The sequence below is a fragment of the Dactylosporangium salmoneum genome (genome assembly GCF_039532525.1).
GTDB classification, from domain to species: Bacteria; Actinomycetota; Actinomycetes; order Mycobacteriales; family Micromonosporaceae; genus Dactylosporangium; species Dactylosporangium salmoneum.
Genome location: NZ_BAAARV010000117.1, coordinates 1 through 22,580 on the forward strand (window position 1 = coordinate 1; position 22,580 = coordinate 22,580).

At 68.8% G+C, this 22,580-nt stretch carries 20 protein-coding genes and 3 pseudogenes; 13 read left to right on the forward strand and 10 right to left on the reverse strand.

What is annotated here, in order from left to right; genetic code table 11:
* Positions 1–384: pseudogene (locus tag ABD352_RS50640) on the forward strand (hypothetical protein); the annotation flags it as partial.
* 1,417 nt (positions 385–1,801) lie between these two features.
* On the opposite strand, the gene ABD352_RS50645 reads toward ABD352_RS50640, so the two are convergent.
* A complete protein-coding gene (locus ABD352_RS50645; RefSeq protein WP_344619862.1) occupies positions 1,802–2,089 on the reverse strand; it encodes a DUF1499 domain-containing protein in 288 nt (95 codons plus the stop codon).
* 64 nt (positions 2,090–2,153) lie between these two features.
* Positions 2,154–2,993: an IS5 family transposase gene (locus ABD352_RS50650; RefSeq protein WP_425553966.1), complete on the reverse strand. Its 840-nt coding sequence runs from the start codon at positions 2,991–2,993 to the stop codon at positions 2,154–2,156.
* A gap of 195 nt (positions 2,994–3,188) precedes the next feature.
* Here ABD352_RS50650 and ABD352_RS50655 point away from each other — a divergent pair, with 195 nt between their 5' ends.
* On the forward strand, positions 3,189–4,619 hold the full coding sequence (locus tag ABD352_RS50655; protein ID WP_344619846.1) for an NF041680 family putative transposase: 1,431 nt from the start codon (positions 3,189–3,191) through the stop codon (positions 4,617–4,619).
* 16 nt (positions 4,620–4,635) lie between these two features.
* On the opposite strand, the gene ABD352_RS50660 is transcribed toward ABD352_RS50655, so the two are convergent.
* From ABD352_RS50660 to ABD352_RS50675, 4 genes and pseudogenes are all read right to left on the reverse strand, one after another.
* Positions 4,636–6,003, reverse strand: a complete 1,368-nt coding sequence (locus tag ABD352_RS50660; RefSeq protein ID WP_344619847.1) for an AI-2E family transporter — start codon at positions 6,001–6,003, stop codon at positions 4,636–4,638.
* Positions 6,004–6,436: 433 nt separating this feature from the next.
* Entirely contained in the window at positions 6,437–6,898 is a 462-nt protein-coding gene (locus ABD352_RS50665) for a hypothetical protein (RefSeq protein ID WP_344619848.1), read from the reverse strand.
* Between the two features lie 1,338 nt (positions 6,899–8,236).
* Positions 8,237–8,683 (reverse strand): annotated as a pseudogene (locus ABD352_RS50670) (SRPBCC family protein); the annotation flags it as partial.
* Between the two features lie 99 nt (positions 8,684–8,782).
* A complete protein-coding gene (locus ABD352_RS50675; RefSeq protein WP_344619849.1) occupies positions 8,783–8,938 on the reverse strand; it encodes a DUF6131 family protein in 156 nt (51 codons plus the stop codon).
* Between the two features lie 636 nt (positions 8,939–9,574).
* Here ABD352_RS50675 and ABD352_RS50680 point away from each other — a divergent pair.
* Together ABD352_RS50680 and ABD352_RS50685 are read left to right on the forward strand one after the other, a co-directional pair.
* Complete coding sequence (locus ABD352_RS50680) at positions 9,575–10,246, forward strand: CPBP family intramembrane glutamic endopeptidase (protein ID WP_344619850.1); 672 nt, start codon at positions 9,575–9,577, stop codon at positions 10,244–10,246.
* A gap of 60 nt (positions 10,247–10,306) precedes the next feature.
* Positions 10,307–10,456: a hypothetical protein gene (locus ABD352_RS50685; RefSeq protein WP_344619851.1), complete on the forward strand. Its 150-nt coding sequence runs from the start codon at positions 10,307–10,309 to the stop codon at positions 10,454–10,456.
* Between the two features lie 718 nt (positions 10,457–11,174).
* On the opposite strand, the gene ABD352_RS50690 is transcribed toward ABD352_RS50685, so the two are convergent.
* A complete protein-coding gene (locus ABD352_RS50690; RefSeq protein ID WP_344619852.1) occupies positions 11,175–11,771 on the reverse strand; it encodes a hypothetical protein in 597 nt (198 codons plus the stop codon).
* 474 nt (positions 11,772–12,245) lie between these two features.
* On the opposite strand from ABD352_RS50690, the gene ABD352_RS50695 reads away from it, so the two are divergent.
* The gene (locus tag ABD352_RS50695; protein WP_344619853.1) at positions 12,246–13,268 is read left to right on the forward strand and encodes a hypothetical protein; all 1,023 of its coding nucleotides are present in this window, start codon (positions 12,246–12,248) and stop codon (positions 13,266–13,268) included.
* Between the two features lie 293 nt (positions 13,269–13,561).
* Here the strand turns inward: ABD352_RS50695 and ABD352_RS50700 are convergent, their stop codons facing one another.
* Positions 13,562–13,780, reverse strand: a complete 219-nt coding sequence (locus ABD352_RS50700) for a hypothetical protein (protein ID WP_344619854.1) — start codon at positions 13,778–13,780, stop codon at positions 13,562–13,564.
* Positions 13,781–14,070: 290 nt separating this feature from the next.
* Between ABD352_RS50700 and ABD352_RS50705 the strand changes: the two genes are divergently transcribed.
* The 7 genes from ABD352_RS50705 to ABD352_RS50730 all read left to right on the forward strand — a co-directional run bounded on the left by ABD352_RS50705 (position 14,071) and on the right by ABD352_RS50730 (position 20,112).
* On the forward strand, positions 14,071–14,460 hold the full coding sequence (locus ABD352_RS50705) for a MerR family transcriptional regulator (protein WP_344619855.1): 390 nt from the start codon (positions 14,071–14,073) through the stop codon (positions 14,458–14,460).
* 58 nt (positions 14,461–14,518) lie between these two features.
* A complete protein-coding gene (locus ABD352_RS50710) occupies positions 14,519–15,514 on the forward strand; it encodes an aldo/keto reductase (protein ID WP_344619856.1) in 996 nt (331 codons plus the stop codon).
* A 4-nt stretch (positions 15,515–15,518) separates the two neighbouring features.
* The gene (locus tag ABD352_RS50715; RefSeq protein ID WP_344619857.1) at positions 15,519–16,823 is read left to right on the forward strand and encodes an AraC-like ligand-binding domain-containing protein; all 1,305 of its coding nucleotides are present in this window, start codon (positions 15,519–15,521) and stop codon (positions 16,821–16,823) included.
* Positions 16,820–17,461, forward strand: coding sequence for a dihydrofolate reductase family protein (locus ABD352_RS50720; RefSeq protein ID WP_344619858.1), 642 nt, complete (start codon positions 16,820–16,822; stop codon positions 17,459–17,461). Before ABD352_RS50715 ends, ABD352_RS50720 begins: the two co-directional genes overlap by 4 nt.
* Positions 17,462–17,781: 320 nt before the next feature.
* The gene (locus ABD352_RS50725) at positions 17,782–18,396 is read left to right on the forward strand and encodes a dihydrofolate reductase family protein (RefSeq protein WP_344619859.1); all 615 of its coding nucleotides are present in this window, start codon (positions 17,782–17,784) and stop codon (positions 18,394–18,396) included.
* A gap of 115 nt (positions 18,397–18,511) precedes the next feature.
* A complete protein-coding gene (locus tag ABD352_RS57930) occupies positions 18,512–18,784 on the forward strand; it encodes a transposase (protein ID WP_425553967.1) in 273 nt (90 codons plus the stop codon).
* A gap of 728 nt (positions 18,785–19,512) precedes the next feature.
* The gene (locus ABD352_RS50730) at positions 19,513–20,112 is read left to right on the forward strand and encodes a hypothetical protein (RefSeq protein ID WP_344619860.1); all 600 of its coding nucleotides are present in this window, start codon (positions 19,513–19,515) and stop codon (positions 20,110–20,112) included.
* On the opposite strand, the gene ABD352_RS50735 is transcribed toward ABD352_RS50730, so the two are convergent.
* Positions 20,103–21,596 (reverse strand): serine/threonine-protein kinase, encoded by a 1,494-nt coding sequence (locus ABD352_RS50735; protein WP_344619861.1) that lies wholly within the window; start codon positions 21,594–21,596, stop codon positions 20,103–20,105. The genes ABD352_RS50730 and ABD352_RS50735 overlap by 10 nt on opposite strands.
* On the opposite strand from ABD352_RS50735, the gene ABD352_RS50740 reads away from it, so the two are divergent.
* Complete coding sequence (locus ABD352_RS50740) at positions 21,595–22,143, forward strand: RNA polymerase sigma factor (RefSeq protein ID WP_344619863.1); 549 nt, start codon at positions 21,595–21,597, stop codon at positions 22,141–22,143. The two genes, ABD352_RS50735 and ABD352_RS50740, sit on opposite strands and share 2 nt — an antisense overlap.
* A gap of 287 nt (positions 22,144–22,430) precedes the next feature.
* Here the strand turns inward: ABD352_RS50740 and ABD352_RS50745 are convergent.
* A pseudogene (locus tag ABD352_RS50745) lies at positions 22,431–22,580 on the reverse strand (IS5 family transposase); the annotation flags it as partial.

The window sequence follows — 22,580 nt, forward strand, 5'->3', positions numbered from 1 at the left end:
GCCGCACTGGCCGGTCTCGCGTACGGCGGCGCCGCGCTGTGCGCGCGAGCCCTCGCCCTGCCGGGGGACCGCGGCGTCCTCACCATCGCCGGCTCGCTCGCCACCGAGCCGCTCACGTGGGCGCTGGCCGTGTTCGGCGTCACCGGAACGCTGCTGTACGCCTTCGCTCTGCAGCACGGTCAGGTCGGGCCGGTGACCGCAGTGCTGTGGATCGCCGAGGTCCTCGCACCCTCCGCCGTAGGCGTCGCGGTCTTGCACGACACGGTCCGGCCCGGCTGGGCGCCGTACGCCGCCCTCGCCGTCCTGGCCACCACCGCCGCGGCGGCCGTGTTGGCCACCGCACCGGCCACGGCGACCGCCACCGCGGAAGAGTCCGAATGCTGATCGCCGCCCCGGTCACGGGACGATAGCTGCGCAACGTCGATGCCAGCGCGCTCGGCCGCCTTGAGCAACTGCCGGGTCGGCCGGCAGCGGTGGGGAGCGGGATCGGTCCGCCGAGTTGCTGGCGTGCGGTGTCGACCAATCTGATGCGGTCGCGTCCGGCGAAGCTGCGCCGCCAGCCCTCTCGTCCACGATGGATGGTCGCGCGGTACATGAGCCGGGTCGCATGCACGGTTGGATGCGGACCAGACCGGCGATTGGCATCCGCCGGGTCCTCTGCCGGAAAACGATCGCCGCCCGGATCGGGCTGGCCGCCGACGTGGGCGCGGCCGCCGGCCCGAGGCCCCATGGGTACACCCAGGAGCGCGCATAGGCCGCAGCGTCCTCGGGCTCGAGGCAGGCGGTCGTGTGGGTGGTGCGGCACCTGATCTACCTGGGCCTCAGAGCGGACCGAGCCCTAGCGGGCTGCCCGCCGTTCTCCAGCGACACACCGTCCCCCGATTCGTGCATTACCGCTGAAACCAACCTGAACAGCCTCTTCAACACCATGAGCATGGTCGTGGCGTATGGCAACCTGCTCCCGCTGGCGGTCGGCATGTTCTGGGGGCCCCGCTCATCGCCCGGAACTGGAACAGGGGACCCACCGGCTGGCCTTCACCCAGTCGGTGAGCCGGCGACGGTGGCTGGCGGTCAAACTCGGTGTCCTCACCAGCACGGCCGCGCTGTTCGGCGCGGTCACCGGCGCCGTGGTGCCTTGGGCGTACGATTGACACACCGCTATCACGAGGCTGTTGATCGGGCCGAGGCCACCCTTGCATTGCGGCTGAGCAATCCCTGCGGCCTTGGCGGTTTCCCCCCGGCCGCTAGTGAAACTGGCTGGGACAAGACACCGCCGGCAAGCGCCAACACCTCACCATTCGACCCATTGACGGTGGCTCGACGAGGCACGCGCACCTGTGGAGCCCGTGTGTTGGGCCGTTGGTGGCGGCCACGGTGATGGCGCCGCAACGCCGGGAAGGACTGTCGCACCGCGAGGCGGCGGACCGGTTCATGTTCGACGCTCGGTGGCATGGCGTTGCGCGGCCCGACGGGGTGGCTTGGAGGCCACCGGCCGGGGCCGGGTTGCCCGCAACGTGCTGGGTCGACGTGCGGGGAGCGGTCCGCGCCGCTCCGGAGTGCGCCGGACCGGATTTCAAAGTGACGTTGATCGCCGCCCGCGCGGCACGTTGTCCACGGGTCGGGTCTTCACCAGCCAGCAGCGGCATCATCTCGAGGTAGGCAAGAAGGCCGAGTCACGTGCGGCGCCAGGCTCCTGGCCGCTCGCGCGTGCGACGCTGTCACCTCCGTCCCGCATGCAATGTCTCAGTGGGTGTTTGAGAAGGGTGCTTATCGTGTGTGCGGTGAGCGTTATCAGCAAGGGCTACCCCTTCACGCTGTTGAGCGCGCGGACAACCTGCTGCACGTTGCGACGGTTGACCCCGTAGTCGAAGAGTGTCGTAGCGACGGAGGATTTGCTCTCGACCCGAACCAGGATGCCACCTTCGACAGGAACAACTGTGCAGGTCACACGTTCACCCCAGGATAGGAAGCTGACCTTTGTCCGCACGGAGATGCTTCGTTCGTCAAGCACCGTGGCCTGCTTCGCTCGATCGAGACTCTCCAGGACAGCCTTGAGCAGGTCGAGGGCTACCTCCGCCCCGATCGGCATCTGCACGTCAGCGCTGAACCTTGTCATCCTGAAACGATCTCATCCGGCAGCAAGCCTACGAGTATTATTCGCGCGCTTCCGGCCAGGACCAGCGTTGCTGACGCACAACTGGTTGACCGTGCGAGATGCGACGGACCATCGCGCTGATCGCGGCCCAACGGATCATCGCCTCGGACACTGCCGGGTCGCGCTCGTAGTCCCGGGCCAGTCGGCGGTGAGCGGTCAGCCAGGCGAAGGTCCGCTCGACCGGCCACCGCCGCGGGATCAGCACGAACCCCCGCTGTCCCTTGGGTTTGCGCACGATGTGCAACGTGGTGGCGAGGACCGCCTTGGCCCAGTCGACCAGCCTGCCGGCGAACCCGGCGTCGGCCAGCACGAACCGCACCGGGCTGGCCAGATAGGCGCTGAGCATCGTGGTCTTGGCGCCGTCGCGGTCCTGCACGCTGGCCGCCATCACGCACACCACGATGAGCAGGCCCAAGGTGTCGGTGACGATGAACCGCTTCCGGCCATTGATCTTCTTGCCGGCGTCATAGCCCCGCGAGTCCGACCCGACGGTATCTGCGCCCTTGATGCTCTGCGAGTCGATGATCCCCGCCGAAGGCTGCGGGTCGCGGCCCTGCTGCAGCCGTGCCTGCTCGCGGAGCGCGGCCAGCATGGCCTCGGTGACCTTGGCGTCTTCCCACTGCTTGAAGTACCAGTAGACCGTCTGCCACGGCGGGAAATCCGCTGGCAGGTACCGCCACGCACCACCAGTCCGGACCACGTACAGGACGGCGTCCACAATGGACCGACGAGGATGCTTCTCCGGCCGGCCACCGGTCTTCGGCGCCGGCAGCAGCGGCTCGACCAGCGCCCACTGCCCGTCGGTCAGGTCCGAGGGGTACCGCCGCTGCCGAGACACCCGGCCACCCTGGTTGCATCGACGCCGACGGTCATGTCGACACGCCGACGCAGATCCGAGAACTTCTCAAACACGTTCTCAGCTTGTTATTTAACCTGCGGCCGGTCGGTGGTGACCCCGGCTGATCATGGGACAGCCCTTGGTTGATCCTTCTTCTTGTCGAGGGAAGAAGATCTATGACCAAGGGCTGTCCGGGTGATCAGTGTGCCTGATGCTGCCGTGGCGGGCGCGTTCGGGGAGTTGGGCAGGTTCCGGCGGGAGTTCTACCGGTGTGTGACTGCTCGGGCTGACGCGTTGTTCGAGCTGACCGATGCGCTGCTGTGTACCGACGGGCCGGTCAAGACGTTGGTGGACCTGACGTTGGCGCCGGAGCACCGGCGTGGGCACGGCGCGATGTACGACGGACTCAACGCCGGCCGTATCGATGTGCAGCGGCTGCGCACGGCGGTGGCGGGCCTGCCGTTACCCCGCTCGGGCGAGGGGCGGCTCATGCTTGCCGTGGATGTCAGTCCGTGGCTGCGCCCGGACGCGGCGAGCAGCCCTGACCGGCTGTTCTGCCATGTGCACGGCCGGGGCCGGAACCAGGATCAGCAGATCCCGGGGTGGCCGTACTCGTTCGTGGCTGCGTTGGAACCCGGCCGAACGTCGTGGACCGCGGTGCTGGACGCGGTCCGGCTCGGCCCGGACGATGACGTGGCCGAGGTGACCGCCGGGCAGGTTCGTGCGGTGCTGCATCGGCTGCTTGACGCCGGGCACTGGCACTACGGCGACCCGGACGTGCTGGTCGTCTTCGACTCCGGCTACGACCTGGCCCGGCTGGCGTTCCTCCTGGCGGATCTGCCGGTCGAGGTGCTGGGCCGGTTGCGCGCCGACCGGGTGCTGCGAATGCCCGTACCACCCCGCCGGCCGGGCACGATCGGCCGGCCGGCCAAGCACGGCGGCGAGTTCCACCTCGCCGATACCGGCACCTGGCCGGCGCCTCGGCATGCGACCACCACCGGCACCAGCCGCTACGGCATCGCCACCGCGCAGGCGTGGGACCGGGTGCATCCCCGGCTGACCCGCCGGGCCGCCTGGCTGGACCACGCCGGTGACCTGCCCGTGCTGGAAGGCACCCTGATCCGGCTCACGGTGCAGCACCTTCCCGGTGACCGTGACCCGAAACCGGTGTGGCTGTGGTCATCCCGCACCGGCGCGTCACCGTCGCATGTGGACAAACTGTGGCAGGCGTTCCTGCGCAGGTTCGACCTGGAACACACCTTCCGGCTGTTCAAACAGACCCTCGGCTGGAACGCCCCGAGGCTGCGCAGCCCCGAGGCCGCCGATCGATGGACCTGGCTCGTGATCGCCTGCCACACCCAACTCCGCCTCGCCCGGGGACTCGCGCAGGACCTGCGCCGTCCTTGGGAACGCCCCACCGACCCGGACCGGCTCACCCCGGCCCGGGTCCGCCGCGGATTTCGGTACCTGCGCCCCAAAACCACCCGACCGGCCGGTGCACCGAAACCCACCACAGCCGGCCCAGGCCGCCCGCCAGGATCGAAGAACCACCTACCCGCCATCCAGCACGACGTCGGCAAGACCACCAAGCGGGACAAGAGCCTCAAGGATCGCAAACAGCGATGAAGGTTAAACAACAAGCTCAGGTGCGGTCGAGTCGGGGAAAGACGGTCTCCTGGAGGATGATACGGGCGGCGGCGGCGATCGGGATCGCGATGAGCGCGCCGACGATGCCGAGGACAGCGCCGCCGAGCAGCACTGCGACGAAGGTGACAGTGGCCGATACCTCGACAGCCTTGCCCATGATCCGCGGGACCAGGAGGTAGTCCTCGGCGAGGCGGAAAATGATGTAGAACGCGGCGGTGGCGATCGCGACGGGCGTGGAGACGCTGAGCGCCACAGCCGAAACGATGATGCCACCGATCGTTGAGCCGACTACCGGGATCAGGTCGAGCAAAGCGACCATGATCGACAGGACCAGCGGATAGGGCACTGTGAAGATTTCCAGCCAGATGAACGTTCCTACACCAGCGATGAGCGAGGTGATCAGATTGCCGAGCACAAATCCGCCAACCTTGGCGAACATCTCGTCGCCGATCAGGATGGCCCGGGCGCGTCGGCTGCTGGGGACCATCCGGTAGATGAGTTGCCGGATGCGGGGCAGGTCTGCCAGGAAGTAGATGGTGAGGACGACGACGGTTACGGTCGAGCCCACCACGCCGAGCACCAGCTGCCCAGCGCCGAGCACGCCGTTGACCAGGTCGCCGCTGCCGCCGCCGGAGAGCGCCTGTTCGGCGCGCTGCTGCAGCTGATAGCGGTCGTTGAGGTGGCCGAGCAGCGAACTTCGGTTTTGCAGCTGTTCAATGAGCTGCGGAAACTCCCGAACTATGGCGGCGGTCTGTGCGGCCAATGGCGGAATCGCCGCGGCGAGGAATCCACCGACGATGCCGAGCATGATCAGCGTGACGGCGAGCACTGCAAGCCAGCGCGGCATAAGCCGATTCAGTCGCCGTACAAACGGATCCAGGCCGATCGCGAGGAACAATGCGAGACCGATCAGGATGAGCACTTCCCGCGCGGCTGCGACGAGCTGAACGAGGCCATAGGTTGTTGCCACCCCGAGCGCGCCGAGCAGACCTACCATGAACGGCGAGCGCCGGTTCAGCGGCCGACCCGGAACGCCGAGCGGGGTTTCCGGCGCGCGGCTCGCCTCAGCCTCCTGTTCTGCCAATTCGATGATGTCCTGCGCCGCGGGCTGCCCAGCCTCGCTCCCCCGGTCCGAGCTCTCCGCGAACGACCGGGCCCACGGGCCCGACGGCTGCCCCGCGGCGGCCTCGCCCTGATCAGCGCCCGGCTGCTCCCCGGCGGCCGCCGGACCGTCCTGAGCCATGCCAGTGTCTTGGGTGTCTTGGGCCACGCTGCTGTCCTTCGCGAAGCGGCGCGCCGGACATGATTGCCTGCGCGACGTGACGGCCGCCGATACGGTGATGGCCACGAACTCGATTCCCATCGTCGCGACGCAGCAAACGAGCGGCACTGAGAGGGACCCGCGTCGACCGACATGGTTGATGAGTCAACATTCAGGGCGTGCCGAGGGCGGGCAGCACCGTATAAACGGTGCCGGCCTCACACCACGAGGACGCGCGCTGCTGCTGTTTGAGCCTCGATGGTGACCCCGGTGCGCCGAGATAGTCGGCGAGGGCGTATACGGAACGTTGGACCGAGACGGTGGCCCAGGAGAGGACGCTTCCGGTACGCAGCGCTGACCATGGGTCGAGGACGATGAACGCCTCGGCGAGCAGCCGGCTGGCTGGTAGACCGCGCCGCCGGTACCAGGCGCGGTAGAGGTCGGCGACGGGCGGGCTGAGGTTCTGGGGGCCGGCGAAGACCAGCCGGCGGTCCTGTACCGCCCAGGTCCGGACGGGCCTAGCTGTTGTTGCCGCCTACCACAGCGGTATGCACCGGGCCGCCGCCGCGCGGATCATGTGCACGTCCAGCTCGACATTGTGCTCCGGCAGGTTCCGTTCCAGCCACTCCGCCCACACCTGCAGCCCGGTCGCGACGCTGGGCAGCTCGAACCACATCTTGAGTTCGAAGCTCCCGTTACCGCCGCCACCCCCGGCTACACGCAGCGGAACCTCCAGCCCCTCCGAGGCCCTCTGCGCCCGGACACCAAGCCGAAGATTGCCTGGCTCAAGCAGATGCGGAAGCTCGAACGCCAGGTTCGGGTTCGTGCCGTCCCAGTCTTTGATCCGGATCAGGATCTGGAACAGCAGCGCCGTGGGCAGCACCCGAGCCGCCACCATCGCGACCACGGTCCGCTCGTTCGTCAACAGCACACGATCGAGTTCGGCGACGGTCACCGGCAGCACCTCGAAGTACCTGACCTGTGCATCACTCGACATGATCAGTAACTGTACCGACATGCATGGCCGACCGCTTCACAGTCCGCGTCGTGCGTCTTCCCGCCCGCCATCGCTCCGCGCGGGCAGCGGCCCCGGCGATCTCGCGCCGGGGCGTGAGCCGTACCTGCCGCAAGACCGCGCCCCGACCCACAGCAGCGGCACACCCGTCTCCCCCACGCAGTAGGACCTTGCCCGGCACCGCGAGCCAGGCTGGCCCTATCCACGTATGCTAGGTCCGCGTCCGCGATCTACCGGGTCGGGCCGATCGCGGACGCGCCAGACTCGGACCGGCCGGCAGCCAGGAGCGGCTCACGGCGAATGGCCACTGATCCAGGCAAATGAACGCGTGCCGCTTTCCCGGATTGGTCTTGCCGGTACCGCTCGCCCCGAACGCCGCAATCCGCACCGCGGCTCACCCAACCTCGTCCGAAACCGCACCAGGATGCGGCAGGTGGGGCCAGCCCATGGCCACGTCGAGACGGCCCGAACGGAAGAGGCCGACGCCGATCTCGGTGTAGCGCAACCACGGTGCGGCCGGGCCCGCCGACGAAGGTCACCACGCCGGAGGCCCCGCGCGAGGCGCTCGACGCCATCCGCGCCTGGCGCAGTGGACTGCGACGAGAGATTCGCAGCCGCGAGGGCTTGCCGCGGCCATACGGATGCTGATCCCCGGCCCTCCACGTTGCTGCCCCGGTCGCGAAAACAGTGCGCCCGACAGCACCGCGCGAACGGGCCCTCACGGCAGTTGCGCCAGCGGAGGCCGCACTGCCACCGACTCCTTCGCGCCCGCCCACCTACCACCGCAGCGCCCACGAGTCATCGTGCAAGGAGAATCGATGTCCACGGACGCGATCGTGATACTCACCGACGACCATAACAACGTTAGGCGGCTGTTCGAGGAGTTCCAGGCCGCCCAAGGCGGATCGCCCACTGCCAAGGCGAAGATCGTGACCCAGATCCTCGAGGCGCTCACGGTCCACACCTACCTGGAGAACGTGGTCATGTATCCCAAGTTCCGCCGCCTGCCGCCCCGACCTCGAGCAGGACGTCCTGGAGTCCTACCAGGAACACCACGTCGCCGACGTGCTTGCCTGAAACTGTCCACCATGGACACCGGCGACGAGCACTTTGACGCGAAGAGTCTGTCTCTGACCCACGGACGAAGCACGACGACGGAGGGGCCGGTGGACATCCGCCGGCCCCTCCGTGCACAGGCCTCGTCGGTCGTCGACCGTGCGGACGGGAGCGGGCCTACCTGCCAACGCCCGGAGTGCGCGGAGCACCCGAATGACGTGGGTTGCCTGGAGTGCCCGTGGCGCCAGGGGTACCTGTCGTGCCCTGGGTGCCTGGGACCTCGCCGCGCCACTCGCCGGTGGCGCCGCCGCGCTGTTCGATGAACTCCTTGAACCGCTTGGTGTCGGCCTTCACCTGCCGTTCGTCGATGCCAACGGCACCGCTGGCCTTCTCGACGATGCCCTCGGGCTGCCAGTCCAGCTCGACGGTGACGCGGGTGTTCTGCTCGTCGAGGGGCTGGAAGCTGACGACACCGGCATGCTTGGACTCGCCGCTGGTGCTGCGCCACGCGATGCGCTGTTCGGTGATCTCGGCGTCGAACTCGCGGCGGACCCCACCAATCTTGGTCACCCAGTGCGTGCGCCGGTCCTCGAGCTGCCTGATCGACGCGACACCGCTCATGAACTGCGGGAACGACTCGAACTGCGTCCACTGGTCGTACGCTGCGCGTACCGGGACGTGGACTTCGATGGTGTCGGTGACGGTGCTCATGAGCACGCCTCCTCGATACCGCTGTCATGCAGATGGTGCCCGCTGGCTTGGGCGGCCAACGTCCGACGACCTGTTCGTCGTCCTGGCAACTTCGCAGCGTTACCAGTAGTGGCGTCTCCCGGCAACGGGTCGTCCGACGGAGCCGAGCAGGAACAGCACCGCCCCGATCACGAGCAGGATGATCCCGATGGTCGTCAGGATCGTGATGTGCAGGAACAGGCCGAGCAGGAGCAGGATGACGCCGAGGATGAACATGACGTCCCCCTAAATTGCTCGATGGGTTGTTGGGGCGTCCGGAATCGCTGAGCCCTTCTCGGCTTCGGCCTCCAGGTGGTCGCCGACCTTCTCCCACGAGTGCTGCCCGTTCCAGGGCGACCCAAACGAGCGCCAGGTTCAGGTTCGTGCGGCGACGCGCAGGACCTCGGCCGGGGTGACGGACAGCAACGCCGGGTGGGGTTCGGCGTCGGGGCCGGTCGCCCGGCTCGACGGTGTGGCCGTGGCGGCTGGCGGGGTGGCACAGCCGGCCGGGCGACAGGCACCAGCGCTGGGAGGCATCAGGCCGAAATCGACGAGGGCGGTGAGGCGCCTTCCCGGTGGTACGGCGACCACGCACAACCCTGGCGCAGCAGCGGGGGCGCCGACCAAGCCTGGTCGTGCCGGTCGCTGCCCGGCTGACCGGCACCGCTGCGTCACCCTTCACCGCCCGGGAGCAGGTCTGCCTCAGCCACCGCCACACTGTCGTAGATTCATACAAGGCGATCCACTGCCGTCAGTTCGAACACGCTGAGCACGAGCGGCCGGACGGCCGCGACACAGACCCGCCCACCGTTTGGGTCGCTGGTCCGAGTTAGGGCGAGGGTGCCGCTTGCGGGCGCTAGGCACAATTGGCGGATGCTGATCATTCGGGGTAGGACAGGTTCGGTACGGGTGGGCTGGAAAGTGGCAGGGTTCCTCGTCCTGTGCGCAGCGTCCGTCACGGCCGCGACCGTCCTGGTCGGCATGTTCGCCCCGCCCTGGGCTTCGAAGGACGGCCAGGCGTGGCCGGTCGTCGCCCTGGCCGCCTTGTTCATCCTTGGTAGCACCCGCCTGTGCCTGCGGATGGAGGGGCGCCGGGCTGTCTCCTTCCGGCCGCGGTTCACGCACCTCGCCATCGGCCTTGCCAGTGGTGTCGCCCTCGTCGGGCTGCTGGCCTGGGCATTGATGCTTGCCGGTGTCCTGTATTGGCAGCCCAATCGCGGCTTCAGCGCCTCGCTGATGTTGAGCGGTACCGCGTATTTCTGCTGCGCCGTCCTGGTTGAGGAACTGGTCTTCCGAGGCTACGCCCTGCAACGGCTGGCCGAGGGCGTCGGGTCGCGTGCAGCCGTCGCGCTGCTCGCCGCCGCGTTCGGTGGCTACCATCTGCTGACTCTGGGTACCAGCCCGTCGGTGAAGGCCGGCGGTGCCGATCTGCTGTGGGTCGCGGCCGGCCCAGCCATCGGCGCGATCGTCTTCGGTGTCGCGGCCTTGCGGACCGGCGGCATCGCCCTGCCCGTAGGCCTGCACCTGGGCTGGAACTGGACCTAGTGGCACTTCTTCACGTTTGCGGCCGATGACAACCCGGTCGGGCTGTGGAACCCGCTGGTCATGCCCTGGCATACCGAACACCCCGCCGCGTTCCGCATCGGCTACGCCACTGCCATGGCCTTGGCCCTGATCATCGTGGTAATCACCACCCGCCGCGCCGACGCTCGTCCGCTATTCCCGCCGGTCCCGCCCACCGTCACCCTGTCCTGAACTGGGTTTCCGCCAATCCGACGGAACCCTGCAAGTGCCTTGTGGTGTGTCCATTGGGCTTGCCCCCTGATCTTGGACACGGCCAAGTCCGGCAATCACATCCTCCACGTCGGTGGTTCCAGCAACCAGGTACAACCTGTACTCGCCAGGCGCGATCTCTGATACCTCGAGCGGCTTCATCCGTTGATCTTCGCAAAGCTCCGACCGGAGTCCGGGCACATCGGCTGGCGATTGCGCGCATCCGCTCATGCCACCGCGAGCGCTCTGGCGTTCGTGCCCGCCGGTGACGCACGGTGATACATGGCCGCCTTTTCTGTCGCTGGCGCCGATGTTACGCCCGTTCGTGAGTTCGTGCTGCGCGCGGCGGTGTCCGCCTACCTCGGTCGATACCGCGGTCAGACCCGGCTGCACAGCGAGTCGGAACTGCGCGTCTTACTCCGGTGGTGCGCCGACCAGGACCTTGACCCCTTGATCGCCGTCCGGATCGACATTGAGCGCTACGTGCGCTGGTTGCAAGACGTGCGCTGCAGCCCTCCACCGTCTCACGCCCCTATCGATCGTGCTCGGGTTTACCGGGTCTGCGTCGTCGACGGCATCCTGCCGCAGTCACCGGCCGACTACGTCCGCCGACCGACAGTGCCACCCGAATCACCCACCCTCGGACTCGGACACTTGCAACTCGAAGCACTGATCACTACCGCCCGGCGGGCGGCCAACATCAACGACTTCGCCCTGGTCGCACTCCGTACTGGTAGCTGTGGCCGGTCTCCCGGTCTTCGTTGTCCTCATCGGCTTCTTCCGCCCATGCGGTGATCCGGGCGTCCAGTTCCATGGGCAACAGGCCGCCGTACTGGTACTCGCGGACCTCTTCCGAATACACGACGCAGGGGACCGGCAGGTAGGCCTCGCTGACCATGGGCGGTTCGGGAGCCATGTTCAGCTTCCTGATCACGTCGGCGCTTTGCCACCAATACAGCCGCACTCGTGGGTTGTAACCCTCCTCCGGGTGGTCGAGCGGACACCACAGCACCTGCAATAGGTCGGCGCCGTCCGGGCCGGTGAAGTCGGGGACGTCCCGACGGTAGAGCTGCGCCACCGGGACCAGCGGGATCGGCTGTTCGACCGAGTGGTCCGGCTCGGAGAAGTCGTAGTCCGGCAGTTCCGCACGCTCCTCGTCGGTCAGGTCGTAGCGGACGCCGCTCGCGGCCGCCCGCGCCTCCCCGCCGCGGAGATCTCCCGGCTGCGGCGCACCGTCGCCGGTGTCCTGAGCTGGAGGACGTAGTGGGCATCGCCGTCGGTGCACACCGGTGCACACCGGCCAGGGCTCATCGGCCGACCAGAGTAGCGGGCCACCGAACGAGCTATCGACGGTCGTGGGTCTGCCGGGCCGAGAATGCTGCCGCGTGGCCGTTGCCGAATGCTTCCTCAACTCCGGAAGTGCTCCGTGATGTCCACTCGGCGCGGCGGCGTGGTGCGGGTCATGGCTGAGGATCATAAGAACCTGATACGACGAAGATCATCAGCTCGGCGCGTCTGCTGCCATCGGCTCCGTGGCCCACCACCGACAGGTCCGTAGCAATCTTCCGCGGCGGGAGCCTGCGGCACGATACTCGGCCCTGGGCAGGTATCCGGATCTGCTGGCGATGCAGGCGTGAAGTGGCTCGCCTTGGCGGGGAACCCTGCGCTGGAGTCAGCGACCAGCCTTCATCGAAGCCACGCGATGCGTCCAGAGCGCAGACCTCGCGCATAAGCGGCAGAATGTTGGCGGTGCTCGATGTAGCATCCGTGGATGGCGCGGATGTTAGGCCTGATGATCGCGTGGGCCGGTGCGGTGTTCTGGGCGGTCGGGCTGACCAGACTGCAGCCGTTGACCGAGCCGGTCGGCGAAGAGGTGGCGAGCAACAACACCTACTGGGCCCGTGACCTGCGCTGGATGGCGATCGTCGCGGTTGCTGTCGCCTTCGTCGTGGCGGCACGGTCGTCGGCGGCTGGACTCGGTCGCGTCCGGGCCTGGTGCCTGGCCGCCGGGTTCGCCGTGGCCGTCGCGGCCGACCTCGTGTGCGACCGGCTCGACGTGACCGCGACGATCCCGTTCACTGTCGGTGCCGTCGTGGTGGTGACGGCCGGCTGGCTCGCGCTGACCCGATCGGGTCCGGCGCGGTCCGCACGGGCTGCCGATCCGGATGGTGCGAGGAACCCTGCGGCCGGCCCGACCCGGGCGGTGGTGTTGGCCGCGGCGGTGGCTGCCGCGGCGATGCCGCTCGCCGCGGCGATCGAGTCGCCGACCGACACCGAGGCGAGCCTCGATCCGGCGGCGATCGGTGTCGGCGTCCTGCTTGCCGTGGCTTGGCTGTACGCAATGCTCGCCGCGACGCCGAGCCGGCCCCGGACGGTGCTGGCGATCGCCATGGCAGTCGTCGCCGTCGTCACCGTCGTGCTCCTGCGGCAGATCGCACCCGGCACGCGGTTCGGCCCGATGAGCGCCGCCGGCGCGGTGATGCTCACGTTGACAGCGCCCGTGGACTGGGACAGACGGGAGGCCTGGTGGCGCTACCCGGTCGTGCTGTTCTCCGCGCTGGTGGGCTACCCGTTCACCGTCATGCTCACGGTACTCCTCGGGATGATGCTACCGGTACCCGCGATCATGACCGAGCTTGCCGGAAGCCCACCGGTGAACGGCGCCGACACCGACACCCTGTATGCGCTCACGGGCGTGTTGACCGGGCTCGTGGCGGCCTGGATCATGCGACGGTCCAGGCCCGGGCAGTCACTCGACAGCATTCCCGAGGCCCGCGCGGCCGAGCCCCGGTAGCAACCAGGGCTGCCTCCCACTGTCCCAGGTCGGGCCCTCCTCGCCGTCCCACCGCAGCAGCTCCGCCACGAGCTGCGGCCGGCGAACCGGTGAAACCCGACGTCCTTGAGCAGCCACCCACACGCTCCATCCGCTCATCCGCGGTCCGCGTGCTGCACCGTGATGGCAAACCGGACCGGCCGGCGTCCGGACATGTCGATGACCATGCACTCGATCATGCGGCGGAGCAGCGACACTACCGGAGTTGACCGCGAGGTACCCGACAGCGGCCAGCATCGCGCTTGCGGACCTGGCTACTCCTTTGCCAGCACCGGGACAGTGAACGTGCCGGCAAGGAACTTATCGGTCAGCCGGACGCCCGTGAGTATTTCGGCAAGCGCGAGCGCGGGTGCATACCAGTCCTGATCCGCCAGTTCCAGGGCTTCGACGAGCGGCACCACGTCGGCGGGCAGGCCGTCGTTGCTGGGATTGTTCAGATCCAGCCAGAACGCCGTCTCGCTGGCGACCGTCACGGTAAAGGTTCAGTCGGTCCTGCTCGCTCATGCCTCGCATTGTCCCGGACGCCCGTGCGCGCGGGCATCGCCGCCGGCTCAGCGGCTCAGTGCCCGACCGCGGTGAGCACCACCCACCGGACGGCCTCCTCCGGGGTCGCAGCGGTCGGGTACGACAGCACCGGCGACGGCGCGGTCACCTGCCAGCGCTCGACCGCGACCGGACCGTTGGCCTGCTTCCGGGGCCCGGCCGGGCGCAGGGCAACCCCACGGGGCGGCCGGGGGCGCGATCGGCGCGGTACAAATGGACGATGCCGTACACGCCGAGGGAAGCCGCCGCCAGGACCGGGTTCAGCATGGACACGCTGCGCTACTACGAGCGCATCGGACTGCTCGACAGTGGCGACCGCAACAGCAGCGGGCAGCGGGTGTTCACCGATGGTGACCTGGCGTGGCTGGAGATCCTGCGCTGCCTGCGCGACACCGGCATGCCGATCGCGCGGATGCAGCGGTACGCCGAACTCGCCAGCGGCGGCGACGAGACCTTCGCCGAGCGGGCGAAGCTGCTCGAAGAGCACGACGCCGAGATCGAGCGGAAAATCGAGGCGCTGCGGGACGAGCAGGCCCGAATCCGGCACAAGATCGAGTGGTACCGCCAGGAGCTCGCCGCCGTGCCGTGGGCGTCGATCGCGAGCGCTTGATCTGGAGCGCGCTCCAGCCACTACCGTCGGGCTGGCAACCGACGTGAGGAGAACAACGATGCGCACGGTACCTCTCGGCCGCACCGGTGAGCAGGTCAGCCAGCTCGCCCTGGGCTGCATGCTGATGGGCACGTCGACCGGCGAGGCCGAGTCCTTCGAGATGCTCGACCGGTATGTCGGCGCCGGCGGCGCGTTCCTGGACACCGCCGACTGCTACGCCTGGTGGCCCGGCCCGCCGGCGACCGGTGGCGAGAGCGAATCGCTGCTGGGGCGGTGGTTCGCCCGTACCGGGCGGCGGGACGATGTGTTCCTGGCGACCAAGGGTGGCGCCTGGGTGGCCGACCCCGCCGCCGTGCTGGCCGGCCGCACCACCGCCGCCGAGCAGTACGCCGGCGCCGGCGGCGACACGCTGCGCCACGCGCTCGACGCGAGCCTCACCCGCCTCGGCGTCGACCACGTCGACCTGTACTACGTGCACGTCGACGACCTGCGCACGCCGCTGGAGGAGGCCCTGGAGGTGCTGGCCGGCCTGGTCGCGGCGGGCAAGACGCGGTACCTGGGCTGGTCGAACGTGCAGACGTGGCGACTGGAGCGCATCCGCCAGCTGTGCGCCCGGCACGGCTGGCCGGCCCCGGTTGCCCTCCAGCAGGAGCACTCGTACCTGCGCAAGCACCCCGGCGCCGATTCGCTGTCCGTCGTCGACGACGAGCAGCTGCGGTACCTGCGGGCGCACGACGACCTGACGCTCGTCGCCTACTCCCCGCTACTCAAGGGCGCCTACGACGACCCGGCGAAACGGGCCGGTCACCACGTCATGCACTCCTACGCCGGAGCCGACACCGACGCCCGCCTGGCGACGGTGGCGAAGCTGGCCGCCGACCTCGGCGTCACCAATGGCCAACTCGTCCTCGCGTGGCTGCTGCACCAGCGCGACCCGCGGCGGGTGGCGCTGATCGGCCCGCGGACCCTCCAGCAGTACGAGGCCGCGCCGCCCGCCCTCGACCTGCACCTCGACGCCGACCTGCTGGCCACACTGGACGCCGCCGGCGCGTAGGGTCGTGGACTTCGGCGCCGCCCACGTCGTCACCACCGCGACGCCAGAGGCGCTCGCTGCGGACCCGCTACGTCCGCGACGTGTACTGACCCGGCCGGGCACCGCGTCCCAGGCCGGCCGACTCAACCAGTTCGCCGCGCGGTTGCTCAGGGCGGCCGAATCGACTCGGGGTCGAGCAGGCGGCTCTGTCGTGGAATCATCGGCGGTGGCAAGGTGGTTACGGATCCGGCTCGTCCAGCACCACCTCATGGTGCCGATGCGTCAAGATTGGCTGATGTTCGTCAGCGAGTTCAGCACGGAGGGCCTGCCGGCTGGGGACCGTTTCACCGCCTGGGTGGAGCTGGGCAGCCGCTCCTTGACCCCGATATTCGTGCGCAGTGACGTCGAGGACGACTTTCCCGCCTCGATCCGCGCGCTGGCCCTGGGTGACGTGCAGGTCTGCCTGCTGACGTACCCGTCGCTGCGGGTGCACCGGCCACCGCGCCTGATCCGCCAGTCCGACCCGGAGGCGTACCAGATCAATCTGCTCCTCGACGGCGAGTCCGGTGTCCGCCAGTCCGGCCGGGAGACGACCTTTGGCGCTGGGCACTTCGTCCTGTACGACACTTCGCGTCCGTTCGACGGCTGGCGCTGCTGCCCGTCGGACGCGCACACGATCACTGTCCAGATTCCCCGCGCTCTGCTGCCCTTGCCCGCCAGCCACCTGGACCGGCTCACCGCCGTGCCGTTCAGCACCCGCCGGGGCATCGGCGCGGCGCTGTCCCGCTGGCTGATCGACATGACCAACCGGGCCCGCGAGTTCACCCCGGACGATGCACCGACGCTGTCCCGCGTCACCGTCGACCTGCTGGCCGCCGTGCTGGCCGGCGCCGTAGAGGCCGAAGGCATGTTGGATCCGCGGTCGCGCCGCCGCACCCTGCTCCTGCAGATCAATGGCTTCATCGAGCAACACCTCGGCGACCCGGCGCTGTCGCCAAGGATGGTGGCGGACGCGCACCACATCTCCCTGCGCCATCTGCAGCAGCTGTTCGCCGAGGAAGGCGTTACTCCGGCGGGCTGGATCCGCCGACGCCGGCTGGAGCGATGCCACCACGATCTGACAGACCCGTACCTGCACGCGCACGCCGTCCGCGCCATCGCCGCCCGCTGGGGCTTCACAGATCCGGCGCACTTCACGCGCGCCTTCCGGGCCGCCTACGGCGTCACACCAAGGGAGTACCGGAACGACCCGGGCGCGCGCGAATCGACAACCACCGTGCGTGCCACGGCAATGCCGGGCGGCTCCAGGCACGGCATCCTGCCTCTATGAGGTTGACCGCGACGACATTCGTGTCCCTTGACGGTGTCCTGCAGAGCCCGGGCGGTCCGGAAGAGGATCCCTCCAGCGGCTTCGACCTGGGCGGCTGGCTGGTCCCGTACGTGGACGAGGGCTTCAACGAGATCGCCGGAGGGTGGTTCGAGGACGCGGACGCGTTCCTGTTCGGCCGTAAGACGTACCAGATCCTCGCCAGTCACTGGCCCAACGTCACCGATCCGCAGGACCAGGGCGCGGCCAAGCTCAACGGCCTGCCGAAGTACGTGGCCACCAGCACGCTCACCCAGCTCGATTGGAACAACTCGCACAGGTTGACCGGCAACCTGGTCGAAGCGATTTCGGAGCTCAAGCGCCAGCCCGGGCGGGCCCTGCAGGTACACGGCAGCGGCCGGCTGATCCAGTTCCTGTTGCAGCACGAGCTCGTCGACGAGCTACGGCTGCTCGTCTTCCCGGTCGTGCTCGGCAAAGGACAGCGGCTGTTCGAGCCGGGCGTCGTCCCCGGGGGGTGGCGCCTGGTGAGTACGAGGCCCACACCGTCCGGCGTCGTCGGGCACGCCTACGAGTATGCCGGGAAACTTGCGGTCGGCAACATCGCGGTCAACGCCGACGGCAAGGAGGAGCTGCAGCGCTGACACGACTACAGGTCGTCGCCCGGATAACAACAGGTTGAAGCTGTTGGACACGGTCGTGTTCGTCAACACCAGCGGCAGCGCCGGCCAGTGAAGAACGGCGTGGAGCAGCGATCCGAACGCTGGCAGAGCTGTCGATGTTGCGCGTACGACCGCCCCGCCGGTTTGCGGTTGTTACATACGACGTTGCGGCCTGTGCCGTTGCACCACGACGAGCTCGAAATGCCGGCTCCCCGGACGGGTCTGTGGCCAGCCGGTAAGTTTGGAATGCACTGCGCCGGTCTCTACCTACCGACACCACCTGACTTGAAGGGATCACCGCGATGGCAAAGGTCATCTCCACGCTGTTCATCTCGGCCGACGGTGTGGCCGAGATCGACGCCGACTGGCACTTCCCGTACTTCGACGACAACATGGGCCGCGCCGTCGGCGAGGACTACGACAGCGCAGACGTGCTGCTCATCGGCCGCGTGACCTACGACAGCTTCGCCGGAGCCTGGCCCGACCGCGAGGCTGCTGGTGGAGACGACGCACCGTTCGCCAAGCAACTCGGGGACGTACGCAAGGTGGTCGTCTCGCGCCAGCCACTGGAATTCTCCTGGCGCAACTCCGAGCTGGTCAGTGGCAATCTGCTCGATGCCGTCACCTCGCTCAAGGCCGATGCCGACATCAGCGGCATCCTCATCCCCGGATCGATCTCCGTGGTGCAGCAACTGCTCGCCGCGGGGCTGGTCGATGAGCTGCGCCTGCTGGTACATCCGGTCGCGGCGCGGAAGGGCCGCAAGCTGTTCGACGACGGCGACGCGCCGTACCACCTGAACATGACAGCGACGGAGGCATTTCCGACGGGCGTGATCCGCGTGATCTACTCGACGACCGCCGCACCCTCCAAGGTCGGCTACGACGAGGTCAAGGACCAGGTACCCGGACGGAAGTAGCCGCCTTTGCGGGATCGCCGCATCGGCGCCACATCCGCGGGTCCGCGATGTGATCGTCCGATACCGTCGCATGGTGTGAGGTCGGTGTGTGTGTTGAAATCTGGCGCTGTCCGATGTGGAGCGTTGGTGTCCTGATGCTCTGTGGGAGATCGCGGCGCCGTTGATCCCGCCAGCGCCGGTACGGGCACAGGGTGGCGGCCGACGGCGGGTGGACGACCGGGCAGTCCTGGCCGCGATCTGCTACCTGACCCAGACTGGATGTTTCATGGTGGAAGCTGTCCGAAGCGATGTTCGGGGTCACCCGCGCCGCGGCGCACCGCCGCTTCACCGAGTGGACCGCGGCGGGGCTATGGCCGCGCTGCACCTGACCGTACCGCGGCGCCTGTAGGCACTCGAGGAACTGGGTTGGTTCCCGAGCGGTGATCGACTCGATCCCGGTCCAGGCAGAAAGGGGGCGATCTGATCGGGCCGAGCCCGGTCGACCGCGGCTGCGCAGCTTGGCCTGGCCCGGGTCGCCGAGGTGATCGAGCGGGTCAGCGGGGTGCGGTACACGCTGTCGCAGGCTTGGCTGAGATCCTGCGCCAGCGCATCGGTTGGACCCGGCAGTGGCCCGCCCGTCGGGCGGTGGAACACGCCGACGCGGCGATCGAGGCATGGGTGAAGCGACCTGGCCAGGGACCCCAAAGGGGCTCGACGACGCGGCGCCTGGATCAGCATGTCGCGAGACCTCACACGACACCATCCTAACCGACACGCCGGGGTGCGCCGGGCCCTCCTGGTCAGACGACCTGCGCATCGGCGATGGCACCTCCCGGCGATCAGAGAAGAACGGCAGAGCCTCCCTCCGCCGGCCGCCCCTGCGACGTCGTACTGGTTGAGTGAGGGCACTGTGACCCAACAGCACGATGCGGCGCGGCGAAGTTTCGACGACTTCGTCCGCGCTGAGAGCGATGCGTTGATCAGATCTCGCCATTGCGTGCTTCACCCGTCCTGAGGCCATGGCCTGATACCGCGCTGCCGTATCAGATTCACGACTCTGCGCGACAGAACAAACTCCCGTGACGGTGCATCGAACCGTACGACAGCAACCCAATCGAACTGCTCCGGGAGTCAAAAATGCGTGCAAAGCCCCTCGTCGGGACCCTCACCTGCCTCCTGCTCGTCACGGCGTGCTCGTCGCCCGTGCAACACCAGGACGGCGACGCGGCGCCGGCCGGTTCGCCGGCCCAGACGACCGGCGCGCCGGTCACCACGGCGCCCGCGTCGTCCGCCCCGCCGTCCAGCGGCGCCACCACCGCATCGCTCGTGCTGGGACCGGTTGGCATCGGCTCGCTGAAGCTCGGCATGACCAAGCAGCAGGCCACGGCGACCGGAATGCTGCCCGCGTTCGACCGGACGCCCGCGCCCGGCAACTGTGCGGTATCACACCTGCGCGACGACCCGACCGGCACGGCCACCGCCCTCCTCTCGCCGACCCTGGGAATCGCCGCCATCAACGCGTACGGCAGCGTTAAGACGCCTGAGGGCGTGCACGTCGGCACGTCAAGGGCCGAGGTAATTCGCATCTACCCGGGCTGGCAGGCCTCCGCCGGGGATAGCTTCCGCGGCTACGTGAAGGTGCCCGGCAACGACAACGCTGAGTACCGAATCGCTATCACGAACGGCACCGTCACCGCACTGACCCTGCAGTACAAGAACCAGGACTGCTACGAGTAAACGACCCCGACACGCCCGGCCGCCTGCGGTGCCAGCGAGCTGGACCACCGCAGGCTGGCCAGAATCTCGTCGGTAAGGTCGGCGTCGCCCACCTGCTTGATCTGCACGTAGATGCCGAAGCCCCGCTGCGGCACGGCGATCACCACTTCGCTGTACGAGACCGCGGCTTCGCACGATGTCCACCGCTGGACCTGCGCCTGGTAACCGCGCACGTTCACCGTTCGGTCGGGCTGCCGGACGCACGAGGTGTGGTTGGGGAACGCGGGCGCCGTGCCGCCGGCAAGCAGGGCCTTGCTCGCACCGAGGAACACGCCGGGTATCCCGCTCTCCGGGTCCTGCCAGACAGCAAGGTCCGGCGCGACCACCAGCCCCGACGCGCGGCCGGCGGGCAGTCGCAGCGTCGAAGGGTCCCAGCCGGCGTCCTTGAGCTGCCCGGCCCAGCTCGGCGGCACCGCGACCGACAGGGCGCCGGAGGCATCGCGTACGCGCACCCAGCCCGACCGGGCCGGCAACGCGGCGCTGGAGCCCGCCGTCGCCAGCACCACGGCGAGCCCGATCCCGGCGCCGACGACCTGCCCCGGCCGCCGTAGGGCCCGGCCACGGCTCTTGTGCTCCATCGACGCGGTGACCCGCTGCAGCGCCTCGATCATGGCCGCAGCGGACGCCCAGCGCTGCCGCGGGTCGTGATGCAGCGCGCGGCGCACCACATCGTCGACCGTGGACGGTATGCCGGGCCGCACCTGAGACGGCCGTGGCGACGAGCGCCGGGCGCCGTCCGAGCGGCGCGGAGCCGACCAGGCCTGCTCGGGCGGGCGGCCCGTCAGCATGTGGTACAGGGTTGCGCCGATCGCATACACGTCCGCGCGGACGTCCAGGCCGCCACCGGGTGTCGCCTGCTCGGGCGGCATGTAGCCGGGTGAGCCGGCGGCGATCGTGAAGCCGGACGCGTTCGCGAGAGCCTTGGCCAGGCCGAGGTCGGCGACGAGTACCCGGTCCCGGCCCGCGGCCGGCTGGAACAGCACGTTGGACGGCTTGAGGTCGCGGTGCAGCACCCCGGTCTCGTGCAGCACCGCGACGGCGCTGGCGATATCGGTCGCGACGAGCAGGGCCTCACGCACCGGCATCGGCCCCGAGGCGAGCCGGTCGGCGAGGGTGCCGCCGGCCGCGTATGGCATCACCAGATACGGCCGCCCGTCGGGCAGCTCGCCGACGTCGAGCACCCGCACGAGCAGGCTGGAGTCGGCCCGCCGCATGATCCGCGCTTCCTGCTCGAAGCGCATCCGCAGATCGGGATGGTACGACCAGTTGTCGGCCAGCACCTTGATCGCCACGGAGGCGTCCAGGGCGTCGTCGGCGCCCAGCCACACCGTGGCAAACGCTCCGGACCCGATACGCCGCACGACGCGGTATCGACCGATCTTGTCCGGTACAGGCACGCCCGTATTATGGCCCACGGGAATCAGAGAAACGGGGACAGTGGGCATGTCGGACGATCTTGACATTGAGGAGCTCGCCGGTCGCGCCGCGACGGGCGACGCTGCCGCTCTCGACGCGTTGCTCGTCAGGATCGGCCCCCAGGTCCTGCGGCAGTGCCTGCGATTCCTCCCGTGCCGGCAGGATGCCGAAGAGGCCTGCCAGGACGCCCTTCTGCAGGTCGCGCGCAACATCGGCGGATTCGCGGGGCGGTCGAGGTTCTCCACGTGGCTGTACGTCATCACGGCCAACTGCGCACGGCAGACGTACCGAACACTCAAACGCAAGGCCAACGAGCAGCCCACGCCGGTGCTCCCGATCGATGCCGCCGACCCGCGCACCACAAGCGTGATCGTCGGCTCGCGACTCGATCTGCTCGACGCGCTGGAGCAGTTGGAGTCTCACCGGCCGGAGTTGGTGGCCCCGCTGGTACTGCGTGACCTGTGCCAGCTGACCTACGACGAGATCGCCGACCACCTCGCCGTGCCGGTCGGCACGCTGAAGTCACGCATCCACGACGCCCGGCGGCACGTGCGCGCCTCGCTGGAGGCAGCCTGACAGGTCACGTTTGCATCGGGCCCTGTCACACGCTGAAGCCCGGGGAGGCAGCCGGTCGGCTGTCTCCCCGGGCTTCGCGGCTGGTGCTGGTGTTCAGATGAGCCACCGGTTGCGCTGGACGATAGGGAGCTTGGCCCAGCGGCGGCCGAGGCCCCAGGTGTGCCCGCGTAGGCGGCGGCCAGGACGATGAGGACCGCGGCGTAGATGACGTGGTAGTCGGTCAGCGGGTTCGACGAGCCGGTGGGCGCGGCCTTGGCGGTGTGCTGGGCCAGGGGAAACTCGGTGAGCTACATGCCGGCCATGATGAGGGTGCCCGCGGCGGCGATGGTGACGATGGCTTGGAAGCGTGTGGCGAGTTTGTCGTAGCGGGTAGCGACGCCGCGGTGGCGTTTCAGTCGGTTGATGCCGCACTCGACGGCGTGGCGTTGCCGGTAGCG